Consider the following 15,948-nt stretch of genomic DNA (forward strand, 5'->3'; position numbering starts at 1 on the left):
ACGAGCCTTACGGAAGCATGTTCACTATGGCTACAATCCATGTAGACGGTAAAGAGTATGATGTGAACGGAGCGGACAACCTGTTGCAGGCTTGTCTCTCTCTGGGCCTTGATATTCCTTATTTTTGCTGGCACCCGGCGCTGGGAAGCGTGGGCGCCTGCCGCCAATGTGCGGTGAAGCAATTCCAGAATGCCGAAGATACCCGCGGCCGCCTTGTCATGTCCTGCATGACACCGGCTTCTGACGGCACCTTTATTTCTATCGACGATGGCGAAGCCAAAGAATTCCGTGAAAGCGTGGTTGAGTGGTTGATGACCAACCACCCGCACGATTGTCCGGTATGTGAAGAGGGCGGTAACTGCCACCTTCAGGACATGACCGTGATGACCGGCCATAGCTTCCGTCGCTACCGCTTCACCAAACGTACCCATCGCAATCAGGATCTCGGCCCCTTCATTTCTCATGAGATGAACCGCTGTATTGCCTGTTATCGCTGCGTGCGTTACTACAAAGATTATGCGGATGGCACCGACCTCGGTGTGTACGGCGCACATGACAATGTCTATTTCGGTCGCCCGGAAGATGGCACGCTGGAAAGCGAATTCTCCGGTAACCTGGTCGAGATCTGTCCGACCGGCGTGTTCACCGATAAAACGCATTCAGAACGCTATAACCGTAAATGGGACATGCAGTTCGCGCCTAGCATCTGCCAACAATGCAGCGTCGGCTGTAACACCAGCCCTGGCGAGCGTTACGGTGAATTACGTCGTATTGAAAACCGCTATAACGGTACGGTAAACCACTACTTCCTGTGTGACCGTGGCCGTTTTGGTTATGGCTACGTCAATCTCAAAGATCGCCCACGTCATCCTGTCCTGTTACGTGGCAATGATTGGGTCACGCTCAATGCTGAGCAAGCGGTCAACGCGGGTGCTGACGTATTACGCCAGGCGAAGAAAGTGATCGGCATCGGTTCACCACGCGCAAGCGTCGAAAGCAACTTTGCGCTGCGCGAACTGGTGGGTGCTGAAAACTTCTCTACCGGCATGCCAGCAGGTGAGCAAGAACGTCTTGAACTGATGCTGAAAGTATTGCGTGAAGGCGGAATCTACACGCCAGCGCTGCGCGAAATAGAAAGCTATGATGCCGTGCTGGTGTTGGGTGAAGATCTGACCCAAGTCGGTGCTCGCGTTGCGCTTTCTGTGCGTCAGGCGGTAAAAGGCAAAGCGCGTGATATGGCCGCAGCACAGAAAGTTGCTGATTGGCAAATCGCCGCCATTTTGAATATCGGTCAACACGCTAAGCATCCGCTGTTCGTGACTAACGTTGACGAAACTCGCCTTGATGATATTGCGGCGTGGAGTTATCGCGCGCCGGTTGAAGATCAGGCGCGTTTAGGCTTCGCAATTGCCAATGCGCTGGATGAAACCGCGCCAGTGGTCAGCGATTTTGACAAGAGCCTGAACGGTAAACTGGATGTTGTCGTGCAGGCATTGGCTGGCGCGAAAAAACCGCTGATTATTTCGGGCACCCATTCAGGCAGCACCGCAATGATTGAAGCCGCTGCCAACGTCGCTAAAGCGTTGAAAGCGCGCGGCGCCGATGTTGGCATTACCTTGCTGGCTGGACATGCGAACAGCATGGGACTGGGCTTGATGGGCGGTCAGACGCTGGACAGTGCGCTGGAACAGCTGCGTAATGGTGAAGCTGATACGCTGGTCGTGCTGGAAAACGATCTCTATCGCCATGCGCCTAAAGCGCTGGTGGATAATGCTTTGTCCAACGCAACCAACGTCATCGTGGTCGATCATCAACGTACAGCAACGCTGGAAAAAGCGGGTTTAGTTTTCTCTACCGCGAGCTTTGCTGAAAGTGATGGCACCTCGATCAACCATGAAGGTCGCGCTCAACGCTTCTTCCAGGTTTACGATCCGGCCTACTACGACAATAGCATCGTGATGCTGGAAAGCTGGCGCTGGCTGCACTCGCTGCATAGCACACTGGAAAGCCGCCGCGTTGACTGGACCCAATTAGATCACGTCATTGATGCAGTAGTGGCCAAGCTGCCGCAGCTGAAAGGCATTAAAGATGCGGCACCTGATGCGAGCTTCCGTATTCGTGGTCAGAAACTGGCTCGTTCTCCGCACCGCTCAAGTGGACGTACTGCTGCACGCGCCAATATTAACGTGCATGAACCACGTCAGCCGCAAGACAAAGACTCTATGTTTGCCTTCTCTATGGAAGGGAATAACCAGCCATCAGCCGCACGCTCGCAGATTCCCTTTGCCTGGGCGCCGGGTTGGAACTCACCGCAGGCGTGGAACAAGTTCCAGGCTGAAGTGGGGGCAAATTGCGTAATGGCGATCCAGGTGTACGTCTGTTTGAAGCCAGCGAAGCGCAATTGCCGTGGTTCAGTACGGTGCCTGCTTCCTTCGTAAGCAATGATGGATGGCGTGTTGCGCCTTACTATCAACTGTTCGGTAGCGAAGAGATGTCACAGCGTTCGCCAACCTTCCAGAAGCGGATGTCACAGCCGATGCTGGTGATTAACCCGGACGATGCAGCGAAACTGGGCGTGAACAATGGCGCAGCCGTTGAGTTCACCTGTTTCGGCGAAACACTGCGTCTGCCGGTACGTTTTTCAACCGCGCTGCAAGCAGGGCAGGTGGGTCTGCCGCTGGGTATGCCGGGCGTTCCGCCATTCCTGGCAAACGGCCAAATTGACAAACTGCAGGAGGCGGCGCAATGAGCTGGTTAACACCGGACGTTATCGACATTCTGCTGGCCATCGTGAAAGCCGTAGTGATTTTGCTGGTGGTGGTGGCCTGTGGCGCGTTTATGAGTTTTGCCGAGCGTCGTTTGCTCGGCTTGTTCCAGAACCGTTACGGACCTAACCGTGTCGGCTGGGGCGGCTCGCTCCAGCTGGTGGCGGACATGATCAAAATGTTCTTTAAAGAGGACTGGGTCCCGCCGTTTACCGATCGCTTCATCTTTACTCTGGCACCGGTTATCGCCTTCGTTTCGCTGTTGTTAGCGTTTGCGATTGTGCCGGTTTCGCCGACCTGGATGGTGACAGACCTGAATATTGGTCTGCTGTTTTTCCTGATGATGGCGGGACTTGCGGTTTACGCCGTGCTGTTCGCAGGTTGGTCGAGTAACAACAAATACTCATTGCTTGGTGCCATGCGTGCCTCTGCGCAAACGCTGAGTTACGAAGTGTTCCTTGGCCTGTCGCTGATGGGCGTGGTTGCGCAAGCGGGTTCATTCAACATGAATGACATCGTTAATAGCCAAACCCATCTCTGGAACATCATTCCACAGTTCTTCGGCTTCCTGACCTTTTGTATTGCGGGCGTTGCGGTATGTCACCGTCATCCATTTGACCAACCCGAAGCAGAGCAAGAGCTGGCCGATGGTTATCACATTGAATACGCCGGGATGAAGTTTGGTCTGTTCTTCGTCGGCGAATACGTTGCGATTACCACGGTATCGGCGCTGATCGTTACGCTGTTCTTTGGTGGATGGCATGGACCTTTCCTGCCGCCGTTCATCTGGTTCGCCTTGAAAACGGCGTTCTTCATGATGATGTTCATCCTGATACGTGCTGCGCTTCCGCGTCCACGCTATGACCAGGTGCTGTCGTTCGGCTGGAAAGTGTGTCTGCCGTTGACGCTGTTGAACCTGCTGGCGACCGCCGCAGTGATTCTCTACACAGCGCAGTAAGGGGTTAACAAATGACTTTAAAAGATATTGTCGTTGGCTTCGGCACGACAGTTCGCAGTATCTGGATGATAGGCATGCATGCCTTCGCCAAACGCGAAACGCAAATGTACCCGGAAGAGCCGGTTTATCTGCCACCCCGTTATCGCGGTCGTATCGTGTTAACGCGCGATCCAGACGGTGAAGAGCGTTGCGTTGCCTGTAACCTGTGTGCAGTAGCCTGTCCGGTAGGCTGTATTTCATTACAGAAAGCGGAAACCAAAGACGGTCGTTGGTATCCAGAGTTTTTCCGCATCAACTTCTCACGCTGCATTTTTTGTGGCCTGTGTGAAGAAGCTTGTCCGACAACAGCGATTCAGCTGACGCCGGATTTCGAACTCGGCGAGTTTAAACGTCAGGATCTGGTGTACGAGAAAAACGATCTGCTGATCTCTGGGCCGGGTAAATATCCGGAGTACAACTTCTACCGCATGGCGGGTATGGCGATTGACGGTAAAGATAAAGGTGAAGCTGAAAATGAAGCTAAGCCTATCGACGTCAAAGGCTTATTACCTTAAGGAGCGAGGCATGGAATTTGCGTTTTATCTTTGCGGACTGGTGGCGGTGCTAACGACATTGCGCGTTATTACTCACACTAATCCGGTACATGCGTTGCTGTACCTGATCATTTCACTGTTGGCGATTGCGGGTGTGTTCTTCTCGATGGGCGCCTACTTTGCGGGTGCGCTGGAAATCATTGTCTACGCGGGTGCCATCATGGTGCTGTTCGTGTTCGTGGTGATGATGCTGAACTTGGGCAAAGCCACCGAGAGCCAGGAACGTGAATGGCTGAAGCCTTCGCTTTGGATTGGCCCAGGCATCGTGTCGCTACTGCTGTTAGCGGTAATGGTCTATGCCATTCTGACGGCAAACGATCAAGGCATTGACGGCAAAATTATCGATGCGAAAGCGGTCGGCATTAGCCTGTTCGGTCCTTACGTTTTAGCCGTTGAGTTGGCATCAATGCTGCTGTTGGCTGGTCTGGTCGTCGCGTTCCATATTGGTCGCGAAGAGCGTCAGGGCGAAGTGCTGAGTAATCGCTCAGTAGATGCACAGCAAGCGAATAAGGAGCAAGCATGATCCCTCTACAACACGGATTGATTCTCGCCGCCGTGCTGTTTGTCCTCGGACTGACTTCACTGGTACTGCGTCGCAACCTGCTGTTCATGCTGATTGGTCTTGAGATCATGATCAATGCTGCAGCGCTGGCGTTAGTGGTGGCGGGCAGTTACTGGGGACAAGCCGACGGTCAGGTAATGTATATCCTGGCAATCAGCCTTGCTGCAGCCGAAGCCAGTATTGGCCTGGCGCTGCTGCTCCAGCTTTATCGTCGTCGTCAGACGCTGAACATTGATACTGTGAGCGAGATGCGCGGATGAATCTTCTCTATTTAACTGTACTGTTTCCGTTAATTGGCTTTTTGCTGTTAGCGTTTTCTCGCGGTCGCTGGTCAGAGAACTTGTCGGCAGCGGTTGGCATGGGATCGGTTGGACTGGCAGCGCTGGTAACGGTGTATGCGGGCTTTGATTTCTTTGCCAACGGCCAGCAGATTTTCACCCAGCCACTGTGGACATGGATGCAGGTTGGCAACTTTGATATCAAAGTGAATTTAACGCTGGATGGCCTGTCGCTGACCATGCTGTCGGTAGTAACCGGCGTGGGTTTCTTCATCCATATGTTTGCATCCTGGTATATGCGCGGAGAAGAGGGTTATTCTCGCTTCTTCGCTTATACCAACCTGTTTATCGCCAGCATGGTTGTTTTGGTACTGGCCGATAACCTGATGCTGATGTATCTCGGTTGGGAAGGCGTAGGTCTCTGCTCTTACTTGCTGATTGGTTTCTATTACAGCAATCCAGAAAACGGCAAAGCGGCGATGAAAGCTTTTATCATCACGCGCGTCGGTGACGTCTTTCTCGCGTTTGCGCTGTTCATTCTCTACAACGAGTTGGGCACGCTGAACTTCCGCGAGATGGTGGAGTTAGCGCCGGCACACTTCGCCGCCGATAACCATATGCTGCAATGGGCAACCTTGATGCTGTTAGGTGGCGCGGTGGGTAAATCTGCTCAGCTGCCATTGCAGACATGGTTAGCCGATGCGATGGCAGGTCCAACACCGGTTTCGGCACTGATCCACGCCGCTACCATGGTCACGGCCGGTGTTTACCTGATTGCCCGCAGCCACGGCTTGTTCCTGTTAACGCCGGAAGTTCTGCATCTGGTTGGCATTATTGGTGCTATCACGCTGGTGCTGGCAGGTTTTGCTGCTCTGGTGCAAACCGACATCAAACGCGTTCTCGCCTACTCCACCATGAGCCAGATTGGTTACATGTTCCTGGCGTTGGGCGTGCAGGCGTGGGATGCAGCTATTTTCCATCTGATGACGCATGCTTTCTTTAAAGCGTTGCTGTTCCTCTCTTCAGGCTCCGTTATTTTGGCCTGTCACCATGAACAGAACATCTTCAAAATGGGCGGTCTGCGTAAAAGTATTCCGCTGGTATATACCTGCTTCCTCGTTGGCGGTGCCGCTTTGGCTGCGCTGCCGCTGATTACCGCAGGCTTCTACAGTAAAGATGAGATCTTGTTTGGTGCATTAGCCAACGGCCATATCAACCTCATGGTTGCCGGTTTGGTCGGCGCGTTCCTGACCTCTATTTATACCTTCCGCATGATCTTCATCGTTTTCCACGGCGAAGAGAAAATTCATGCGCATGCCGGCAAAGGCATTACCCATCATCTGCCATTGATTGTGTTGCTGGTGCTGTCGACCTTTATTGGCGCGTTAATTACGCCGCCATTAGCGGGTGTGTTACCCGCCAATGAGTTTGGTGAAGAGGGCAAGGTAGGTCTGGAAATCGCCTCTGGCGTGGTTGCGGTTGTCGGTATTCTGATCGCCGCTGCGCTGTGGCTGGGCAAACGCCAGCTGGTGACCAGCATCGCCAACAGTGCGCCGGGTCGTTTCTTCGGCACATGGTGGTTTGCTGCCTGGGGCTTTGACTGGCTCTACGACAAAGTGTTCGTTAAACCTTATCTGGGCATTGCGTGGCTGCTGAAGCGTGATCCGCTCAATGGTTTGATGAACTTGCCTGCGCTGCTTTCACGTATCGCCAATAAAGGATTGGTGGTGAGTGAAAATGGTTACCTGCGCTGGTATGTCGCATCAATGAGCGTGGGTGCCGTGGTGGTGCTGGCGCTGATGTTGGTGATTTAAAGGTTAATGCGTGGGATGAGGTCTCAATCTCATCCCAGAACGAGATTGTAAAATTACCTGAGATATTAGGGCGTCATCGGCGAAGCCAGTTTACTTAACGCCAGCGCACAGCAACCGGAGCGTACTAACGTACGTGAGGAATGCGGGCACTGCCGGGAACTAAAGTGGCGAGCAAGATAGCCCGCTTAGGATCATAAAAGGGAACAAAACGCCGTGTTACTACCTTGGCTAATCATAATCCCCTTCGTCGGTGGCTTGCTCTGCTGGCTAACCGAGCGCCTCGGCGCGAAGGTGCCACGCTGGATCGCCCTGATCACCATGGGGCTGACATTGGCGCTTTCGCTGCAATTGTGGTTGCAGGGAGGCTATTCACTCACGCAGGCAGCGGGTATTCCGCAGTGGCAATCGAGTTTCTCAGTGCCGTGGATCCCTCGCTTCGGCATTAGCTTCCATCTGGCTATTGATGGCCTGTCACTGCTCATGGTGGTGCTGACAGGTTTGCTCGGCCTGATGGCGGTGCTCTGTTCCTGGAACGAAATCAATAAGTATCAGGGCTTTTTCCACCTTAACCTGATGTGGATTTTGGGTGGGGTCATCGGTGTGTTCCTCTCCATCGATATGTTCCTGTTCTTCTTCTTCTGGGAAATGATGCTGGTGCCGATGTACTTCCTCATCGCACTCTGGGGTCATAAAGCCTCCGACGGCAAAACCCGCATTACCGCAGCAACCAAATTCTTCATCTATACCCAGGCTTCCGGTCTGGTGATGTTGATAGCGATTCTCGGCTTGGTATTTGTGCATTACAGCGCGACTGGCGTCTGGACGTTTAATTACGAACTGCTGCTGAACACGCCGATGTCAAAAACCGTTGAATATCTGCTGATGCTGGGCTTCTTCATTGCCTTTGCGGTAAAAATGCCGGTGGTGCCGTTACACGGCTGGTTACCGGATGCACACAGCCAGGCACCTACTGCAGGTTCGGTTGACCTCGCCGGCATTTTGCTGAAAACCGCCGCTTACGGTTTGTTGCGCTTCAGTCTACCGCTGTTTCCTAATGCGTCGGCAGAGTTTGCACCTATCGCTATGTGGCTGGGTATTCTCGGCATTTTCTACGGTGCATGGATGGCCTTTGCACAAACCGATATCAAACGCCTGATTGCTTACACCTCAATTTCGCATATGGGCTTTGTACTGATTGCGATCTATACCGGAAGCCAGTTGGCGTTCCAGGGTGCAGTGATTCAGATGATTGCACACGGCCTGTCCGCCGCTGCGCTGTTCATCTTGTGTGGTCAGTTGTATGAGCGCTTACACACGCGAGACATGCGTGAGATGGGCGGTTTATGGTCGCGCATTAAATGGATTCCTGGTCTGTCACTGTTCTTTGCGGTCGCTAATTTGGGTATGCCGGGCACCGGTAACTTTGTCGGTGAATTCATGATCCTCACCGGCAGTTTCCAGGTTGTGCCGGTTATTATCGTGATTGCGACCTTCGGTCTGGTATTTGCTTCTGTTTATTCATTGATCATGATGCAGCGCGCCTATTACGGCGAAGCGAAGTCAAAAGAGCCGCTGCCGGGCATGTCCCCACGCGAGTTCGGGACGATTGGTGTGTTAGTGGTGCTGTTGGTGTTGTTGGGTATCTATCCACAACCGATTCTGGACACCTCGCACGCTGCAATGAGCAATATTCAGCAGTGGTTTACCGCTTCAATTTCAACTACAAGGCCGTAATTCGCCATGACAATAACTCCTCAACAATTGATCGCGTTGCTGCCGCTGTTGATCGTCGGATTGACGGTGGTGGTTGTGATGCTGTCCATTGCCTGGCGACGCAACCATTTTGTTAACGCCACGCTAACGGTGATTGGCCTCAATCTCGCGCTGTTCTCGCTTTACTTTGTTGGCCAGGTTGGCCCGATGGACGTCACGCCGCTGATGCGCGTGGATGGCTATGCCATGTTCTATACCGCGCTGGTGATGCTGGCGAGTCTGGCAACCTGTACCTTCGCCTATCCCTGGTTGGTCGGGTTCCCAGACAACAAGGATGAGTTCTACCTGCTGGTGCTGATTGCTGCACTGGGCGGTGTCGTGCTGGCGAGTGCCAACCATCTTGCTTCGTTGTTCATCGGTATTGAACTGCTGTCGCTGCCGCTGTTTGGCTTAATTGGTTACGCTTTCCGACAGAAACGCTCGCTGGAAGCGGCACTGAAATACACCATTCTGTCGGCAGCAGCATCATCGTTCCTGCTGTTTGGTATTGCACTGGTCTACGCTGATTCAGGCAGCCTGAGTTTCGTTGAGCTGGGCAAGAGCCTGAATGACACCATGATTCAGGAGCCGCTGCTGTTGGTGGGCCTGGGCATGATGATCATCGGTCTTGGCTTTAAACTGTCGCTGGTGCCGTTCCATCTTTGGACGCCAGACGTTTATCAGGGTGCGCCAGCGCCGGTTTCTACTTTCCTGGCCACCGCCAGTAAAATTGCCATTTTTGGCGTGATCATGCGTCTGTTTATGTACGCACCCGTCACTGATAGTGAAGCAGTTCGCACGGTGCTGGGCATCATCGCCTTTGTGTCGATTCTGTTCGGTAACTTGATGGCGATCTCGCAGAGCAACATCAAGCGCCTGCTGGGCTACTCCTCCATTGCGCACCTCGGTTATCTGCTGGTCGCGTTGATCGCGGTGAAATCACATCAGCTGTCGCTGGAAACCGCCGGTGTTTATCTGGCCGGTTATCTGTTCAGCAGTCTTGGCGCGTTTGGTGTGGTTAGCTTGATGTCCAGCCCTTATCGTGGCCCGGACGCAGATTCGCTTTACTCTTATCGCGGTCTGTTCTGGCATCGTCCGATTTTGTCAGCGGTGATGACAGTGATGATGTTGTCACTGGCAGGTATACCAATGACCTTAGGCTTTATCGGTAAGTTCTACGTTATCGCCTCTGGCGTCAGCGCGAATCTGTGGTGGTTGACCGGCGCGGTCGTCGCCGGTAGTGCCATTGGCCTCTATTACTACCTGCGCGTTACGGTAAGCTTGTATCTTAGCCCGCCGGAACTGCACACCCGTGATACACCGGCTAACTGGGCGTTTACCGCTGGCGGTGTTGTGGTACTGATCTCCGCGATATTGGTACTGCTGTTAGGTATTTATCCGCAGCCGCTGATTAATCTGGTGCAGATGGCTCAGCCGCTGATGTAAGCAAAGCCGTGAAATAGCCGAATCAGGCCCTTTGGGCCTGATTTTTTTGCCTGTAATCTGACAATCCTGCCTGTCGTTGCTAATTTTTAATCAGTGTTGAATTCGCCGCGCAGAGGTTTTGTGATCAAGCTGATCTTTCTATTAACCGGTGCACAGGTGCTGCGCAGGCGTTGGTATTGGCTGGCGATTGGCGGCGTCATTCTGTTGGCCTTTGCCTTGTTGATCCTTTACGACATTGGCAGCGATGGCTTGTTATCAGTGCCGTTAGACACGCTGGCGATTTTGTTCATCATCGAAGGCGTGGTGCAGATGGTCTTAGCCATGACCAAGGAGATGCTCATCGACTGGCTAACCCTGCTCAAAGGCGTGGGGTTTTTATTTATCGCCTTTCTGATCTTCGATATCCCGGAAGATAACAATGATGTTTCAGCGTTGCTGTTTGGCATCGCTTTCTTTCTCGACGGCTGTTTTCGCATCGCGGCTGCGCTGGTACTGCGCGGCGTACGTTGGCAAAAGCACTGTTTTACGGGTGCCATAGAATTGCTGCTCAGCGTAGTGATCATCAGCGACTGGCCATTCCATCATCATATTGCGGTACCACTTTGCTTTGCGCTGCTGCTGTTAAGCATTGCGACCAGTTTATTGTTAATGGCGCGTCAGGCGCGTTTGCTTACCGAGGAAAGTTCAGTCACCGTACTGCCGCTGTTTCAGGCTGCAGGATTACGGCGCTGGCACGGCAGCCGCTACGATCATCCCAGCTTTCCCGATTTGCCGCCGTCGCAAACGTTAACGGTCTATGTCTGGACACCGGTGGGTTCCAGTGTGGTACGCGAGCGTTATCGTATTATTGACCGTTATATCGCTGCGGTGGATCACAATGGGGTAATTTCTACTGGCCACGCGGCGCTAGAAGCGGGCGATAATCTCTATGTCAGCCACTATCCGCGTGACGAAATCGATCGCGACAGCGGTAATTTTCGCGCCGTGCTGCGTGCCGGAGAACACAATGATGTTGCTGGACGTTTTCTGCCTTCGCTGGCAGAGGAAGTCGCTGGCTGGTGTCGGCCTGACAAACAGGTTATTTTTCCGCACTACAACTTAATTGCATTACAGCATTACTGGCAGCGCTATAGCGCCGACAGCACCTATAACCTTACGGCGCGTAATTGCTCATCCACCGTAGTTCAGGCGCTGGACGTGGCTCTGGAAGGCATTTTAGCCAGGCAGCCGTATGCTGGATTTCGTCTGTTAAGCGATCCCAACTTTTGGTTATTGGGCGTGGTACGTGGCCGTGCTGAAGAGATGACGTGGACGCCGGGTTTGGTATTGGATTATGTCAGTTTGCTGAAAAGGGTCATTGAACCTCAGTCAAGCCAGTTGTGGCCGATTCGCTTGTGGCAAAGTTTACGGTTGCGATATGTGCTGTGGCAGCAGAAAAGGGTGCCGTCGCGCAGTATTATCAAATGACGTTCAAAGCGAACACCGTCAATAAGGAAAACAGATGGAAATTACCTGGCTGGATCTTCATCATCGCGATTTAACCGTACAGCAGCTTTATGCGCTGTTGGCGTTACGCTGTGAAGTGTTTGTGGTTGAGCAAATGTGTCCCTATCTCGACGTTGATGGTCAGGATTTAATGGCTGAAAATCGGCATTTGTTAGGAATGCGTGGCGATGAGCTGGTGGCTTATGCACGAATTCTTTCACCGTTAGATGAGATCAGCCCAGTGAAAATTGGCCGGGTGATTGTTTCGGATCAGGCTCGTCGCATCAATCTGGGGAATCGTCTGATGGAGCAGGTGCTGGTGAGCTGTAAAAAACAGTGGCCAGACTCCCCGCTGTTTCTCTCTGCCCAGGCGCATCTGCAAAAATTTTACGGACGACACGGTTTCCTCCCGGTCAGTGAGGAGTACCTCGAAGATGATATTCCGCACATTGATATGCAGAAATAATCGGTAGACAAAAATAAGAGATAAAAAAACGGCGAGGAATGTTCCTCGCCGTTCTGTTTAGCCCGGCGTCATCTGCCGATCATCAACGTGTTTACGTTGATCTGGCGGCGGCGGGAAATATTGATAAAGCCAGGTTTCACTCAACGTCTCATCCTTGGTACGCAGGAACAGACGCATTTCGACCGGCTTGGTTGAGTCGCTGTTAGGATACCAGTCAAACAGAATGCGATAACCATTGATCGGCTCGACATAAAGAATCTCAACCTGCTTAAACGTACCAGAAGAAACGGTAATTACCGGTTCAATCCCTTTCGGCGCAGCAGCTTTCAAATCGCCACCGACGAAGTCGATAGCAAAACGGCGGCACCAGGTATCAGGGAAATGTTCGCCCGGAGCCCAGCCTTCTGGGAAGCCGCCAATACCGGTACGCGTAGCATCAACGCGCGCCAGCCCACTGCGAACCGGTGGTAAGCCACTCCAGTACAACTTGTAAGAGAAGCTGAATTCGCTACCAGCTTTTACCGGTTCGGTGGGTTGCCAGAAGCAGACAATGTTATCCAGCGTTTCTCCGGTAGTAGGGATTTCCATCAAATTGATGGCACCTTTACCCCATTTTCCCACCGGTTCAACCCACAGGCTTGGACGTTTGTCATACCAGCCAATCACATCCTGATAATCCTTGAAGTCATGGTTCAGCTGCAGCAAACCAAAACCGCGTGGGTTTTCATCTTCATAAGCGTTGAACTGCAGCCGCTGCGGATTATTCAAGGGGCGGGCAATCCATTCGCCTTTTCCGGTCCACATCGCCAGGCGATCGGAGTCATGGATCTGCGGATGATAGGTATTGCACATGCGGCGTTCATTGGTGCCGCAGCTAAACATGCTGGTCATTGGCGAAATGCCAAGCTGACGAATCTCTTTGCGCGCGAACAGGTGGTTTTCAACCTCCATCACCACGCGCTTCTCTTCGCAATGGATGATGAACTTGTATGCGCCAGTCAGGCTGGCACCATCCAACAGGGCGTAGCAGGTGAAGGTGGTGTCATCTGCATCCGGCGTTTCAAACCAAAACGCGGTGAAGTCAGGGAATTCTTCCTGGCCGTTGCTGAAGGTATTTACCGCTACACCACGCGCCGACAAACCATACTGGAAAGTGTCATCAACGGCGCGGAAGTAACTGGCACCTAAAAATGAAACGATGTCACGGCGTGCCAGTTCAGGCTTTTTAAATGCACGGAATCCGGCGAAGCCGAGGTCATTTTTGCCTTCAAGCTGTTTGGTATCGACTTTGGCATTGTTGTAGTTGAACAACTCCGGGCGAAAGTGAATTTCGCGGGCCTGGCGGCTATCGCCATCCACCGAGAACATACGGATGCGGCGCTTAAAGCCCATGCCAACGTGAAAGAATTGCACATCCAGTTCGCGGTCAGGAATGGTGTTCCACAAGGAGTGATTCGCATCGTACTGAATTTCGTTGTAGGCCTGCGGCGTTAACGTAGCCAGTGTTTCAGGCAACGCACCCGGCGCGCCACCCCAAGGTTGCTTCGCCAAACTGGCCGCTTGCTTCTTCAATACGTCGAAATCGAAGCGTACTGCGGTTCCGTCAGCAATGCCATCTTCTGCCCAGGCGGATTGCGCAAACAGCGTTGACAGGCCAGTCATACCGCTAACAGCGGAGAAGGCCATTGACGCTTTCATAAACATTCTTCGATTCATGCCAGAGATCTTTCCTTAGCTGTTCGAGTTTGTCGTGACTGTCGTGCGAAATGCACTTTCATGGCCTGATAATCGCAGGCAACAGGAGGGTACGACAGCCGGGTAGTTGAAAAATTCAGTCCGAACAAAATTTATCAGATTAATCAAAGAAGCGAAGGGAAATTGTCGGCTGACGCGCCTGGCTTACACTTCTTTGCATCGATAAAAGCGTAGCGTGAAAAGAAAAATCACGTTAACAAATGAAAACTCGGGTGATTCCTGGTAAGTGAAAGCGGCAGAGCGCAAATTAGTGGCTATAGTTAAGGAACTGCTTTGCAATGTACACGGAGGAAACAATGGTAAAAGAGACTGAACCGTTTGAGACTGGCCTGGATGATGATTTAGCGCTGCTGACAGAAACGCTGGAAGAAGTGTTGAAGTCATCGGGCGATCCGGCCGACCAGAAATACATTGAGCTCAAAACTAAAGCGGAGCAGGCGCTGCATGATGTTAAATCACGCGTCAGCCAGGCGTCAGATAGCTATTATTATCGCGCCAAACAAGCCGCTTACCGCGCTGATGATTATGTACATGAGCAGCCCTGGAAAGGCATCGGTATCGGCGCCACCGCCGGGCTGGTGCTTGGGCTGCTGCTGGCGCGTCGCTAAGCTGCGTCAGACGTTATAAAACGGCGGGTTTTCCCGCCGTTGCTCTATGTTGCCTGTCACTTTGACCCACGCACAGCGTCGGTATCATGATGTTTACCCCGAAAGATTCCCCTCACGATTTGACTGCTGTTTTGTCCGCCAATGTGGCACAACTCTGCCGCTATACACTAAAACCGCCTATTCGCATGCGATCGATTGTGTTTCGTCGGCAGGCTTTCTAAAGTGGAACCCTCGGCAAAAGGAGAACGATACGTGATTAGAGTAGAGATGCTGTCAACCGGTGATGAGGTACTGCATGGCCAAATCGTCGATACCAATGCGGCCTGGCTGGCCGATGTGCTGTTCCAACAAGGTTTACCCATGACCAGTCGAAGCACGGTAGGCGACGCCATGGATTCACTGGTTGAGACTTTGCTGGCACGCAGTCACGAAGCCGACGTATTGATTGTTAATGGCGGACTTGGCCCCACCAGCGACGATCTCAGCGCGCAAGCTGCAGCAAAAGCCTGCGGTGTAGAACTCAAAATGCAGCAAGAGTGGCTGGAAAACATGGAAGCCTGGTTTGCCAGTCGAGGCCGCATCATGGCACCGAGCAATCGCAAGCAGGCGGAAATACCGGCCAATGCTGAGATGTTGGATAATCCCGTCGGCACTGCCTGCGGTTTTGCGCTACAGCTCAATCGCTGCTGGATGTTCTTTACGCCTGGCGTACCCTCTGAATTCAAAACTATGGTTGAGCAGCAAATCATTCCGCGTTTGAAAAGTAAGTTTGAACTGCCTGAACCGCCGCTTTGCCTGCGCCTGACCACCTTTGGTCGCGGCGAAAGCGATCTGGCAGCGGAGCTGGAACCGCTGGCCCTGCCAGAAGGTGTGGTGATGGGTTATCGCTCTTCCATGCCGATCATAGAAATCAAACTTACCGGGCCGGCCAGTCAGCGCATCGCGATGGAGCAGGTTTGGCAACAGGTTCGGCTGCAACTGGCTGAATGCACCATCTTTGAAGGCACCGAAGGATTTCCCGCCTTGCTGGCGCGTGAATTAAAAGATCGGGATCTGCAGTTGGCGATCAGTGAACAGTTCACGGCGGGTCTGCTGAACTGGCAGCTAGCCTCAGCTGAGGTGCCGCTCAGTGCCGCAGAAGTTCTGCCGCAGCAGGCTGAAACCCTGGAAGATCAGGTAACACGCACAGCAAGCGTGGCAGCACGGCAGCAGACGCCGCTGGCGTTGTCTGTGGGCGCATTAGAAGAAGGGAAGTCGCTATCGCACTGCATACGCCTGAAGCGACGTGGGGACAGCGAGTGAAGTTTACACACGGACGGCATAATCAGGAGACGCGGCAGAAAGTGGTGGCGATGATGGCAATGAACATGCTGCGCCGCTGGCTGCACGGCAGCGAAGTCAGCACCGGTCACGGCTGGATTGATATTCTTGAAACGGTGAAGCGTTAAACAACCCGGTAAACTAAA

At 52.9% G+C, this 15,948-nt stretch carries 11 protein-coding genes and 2 pseudogenes; 12 read left to right on the top strand and 1 reads right to left on the bottom strand.

Annotated elements, in window-relative coordinates:
- The first annotated feature begins 26 nt into the window (after positions 1–26).
- From nuoG to KQP84_RS09075, 10 genes and pseudogenes are all read left to right on the top strand, one after another.
- Positions 27–2,749 (top strand): annotated as a pseudogene (gene nuoG, locus KQP84_RS09030) (NADH-quinone oxidoreductase subunit NuoG).
- Entirely contained in the window at positions 2,746–3,723 is a 978-nt protein-coding gene (gene nuoH, locus KQP84_RS09035; protein WP_215846110.1) for an NADH-quinone oxidoreductase subunit NuoH, read from the top strand. Before nuoG ends, nuoH begins: the two are co-directional and overlap by 4 nt.
- Positions 3,724–3,734: 11 nt before the next feature.
- Complete coding sequence (gene nuoI, locus KQP84_RS09040) at positions 3,735–4,277, top strand: NADH-quinone oxidoreductase subunit NuoI (protein ID WP_215846111.1); 543 nt, start codon at positions 3,735–3,737, stop codon at positions 4,275–4,277.
- A gap of 10 nt (positions 4,278–4,287) precedes the next feature.
- Complete coding sequence (nuoJ, locus tag KQP84_RS09045) at positions 4,288–4,839, top strand: NADH-quinone oxidoreductase subunit J (RefSeq protein WP_215846113.1); 552 nt, start codon at positions 4,288–4,290, stop codon at positions 4,837–4,839.
- Positions 4,836–5,138 (top strand): NADH-quinone oxidoreductase subunit NuoK, encoded by a 303-nt coding sequence (nuoK, locus tag KQP84_RS09050; RefSeq protein WP_013509877.1) that lies wholly within the window; start codon positions 4,836–4,838, stop codon positions 5,136–5,138. The genes nuoJ and nuoK overlap by 4 nt, the downstream gene beginning before the upstream one ends.
- Positions 5,135–6,970 carry an NADH-quinone oxidoreductase subunit L gene (gene nuoL, locus KQP84_RS09055; protein WP_215846115.1) on the top strand — a complete coding sequence of 612 codons (1,836 nt, stop codon included), beginning with the start codon at positions 5,135–5,137 and terminating at the stop codon, positions 6,968–6,970. The genes nuoK and nuoL overlap by 4 nt, the downstream gene beginning before the upstream one ends.
- Before the next feature lie 213 nt (positions 6,971–7,183).
- Entirely contained in the window at positions 7,184–8,704 is a 1,521-nt protein-coding gene (gene nuoM, locus KQP84_RS09060; RefSeq protein ID WP_215846117.1) for an NADH-quinone oxidoreductase subunit M, read from the top strand.
- A gap of 6 nt (positions 8,705–8,710) precedes the next feature.
- Positions 8,711–10,168 carry an NADH-quinone oxidoreductase subunit NuoN gene (gene nuoN, locus KQP84_RS09065; RefSeq protein WP_215846119.1) on the top strand — a complete coding sequence of 486 codons (1,458 nt, stop codon included), beginning with the start codon at positions 8,711–8,713 and terminating at the stop codon, positions 10,166–10,168.
- Between the two features lie 120 nt (positions 10,169–10,288).
- The gene (locus KQP84_RS09070) at positions 10,289–11,635 is read left to right on the top strand and encodes an HdeD family acid-resistance protein (protein WP_215846121.1); all 1,347 of its coding nucleotides are present in this window, start codon (positions 10,289–10,291) and stop codon (positions 11,633–11,635) included.
- 34 nt (positions 11,636–11,669) lie between these two features.
- Positions 11,670–12,119: a GNAT family N-acetyltransferase gene (locus KQP84_RS09075; protein WP_215846122.1), complete on the top strand. Its 450-nt coding sequence runs from the start codon at positions 11,670–11,672 to the stop codon at positions 12,117–12,119.
- A gap of 57 nt (positions 12,120–12,176) precedes the next feature.
- Here the strand turns inward: KQP84_RS09075 and KQP84_RS09080 are convergent, their stop codons facing one another.
- Entirely contained in the window at positions 12,177–13,835 is a 1,659-nt protein-coding gene (locus tag KQP84_RS09080; protein ID WP_215846124.1) for a glucan biosynthesis protein D, read from the bottom strand.
- Between the two features lie 335 nt (positions 13,836–14,170).
- Here KQP84_RS09080 and elaB point away from each other — a divergent pair, with 335 nt between their 5' ends.
- Together elaB and KQP84_RS09090 are read left to right on the top strand one after the other, a co-directional pair.
- Entirely contained in the window at positions 14,171–14,482 is a 312-nt protein-coding gene (elaB, locus tag KQP84_RS09085) for a stress response protein ElaB (RefSeq protein ID WP_215846125.1), read from the top strand.
- A gap of 252 nt (positions 14,483–14,734) precedes the next feature.
- Positions 14,735–15,930, top strand: a pseudogene (locus tag KQP84_RS09090) (nicotinamide mononucleotide deamidase-related protein YfaY).
- The last annotated feature ends 18 nt before the right edge of the window (positions 15,931–15,948 follow it).

The sequence above is a fragment of the Candidatus Pantoea bituminis genome (assembly GCF_018842675.1).
GTDB lineage: Bacteria > Pseudomonadota > Gammaproteobacteria > Enterobacterales > Enterobacteriaceae > Pantoea > Pantoea phytostimulans.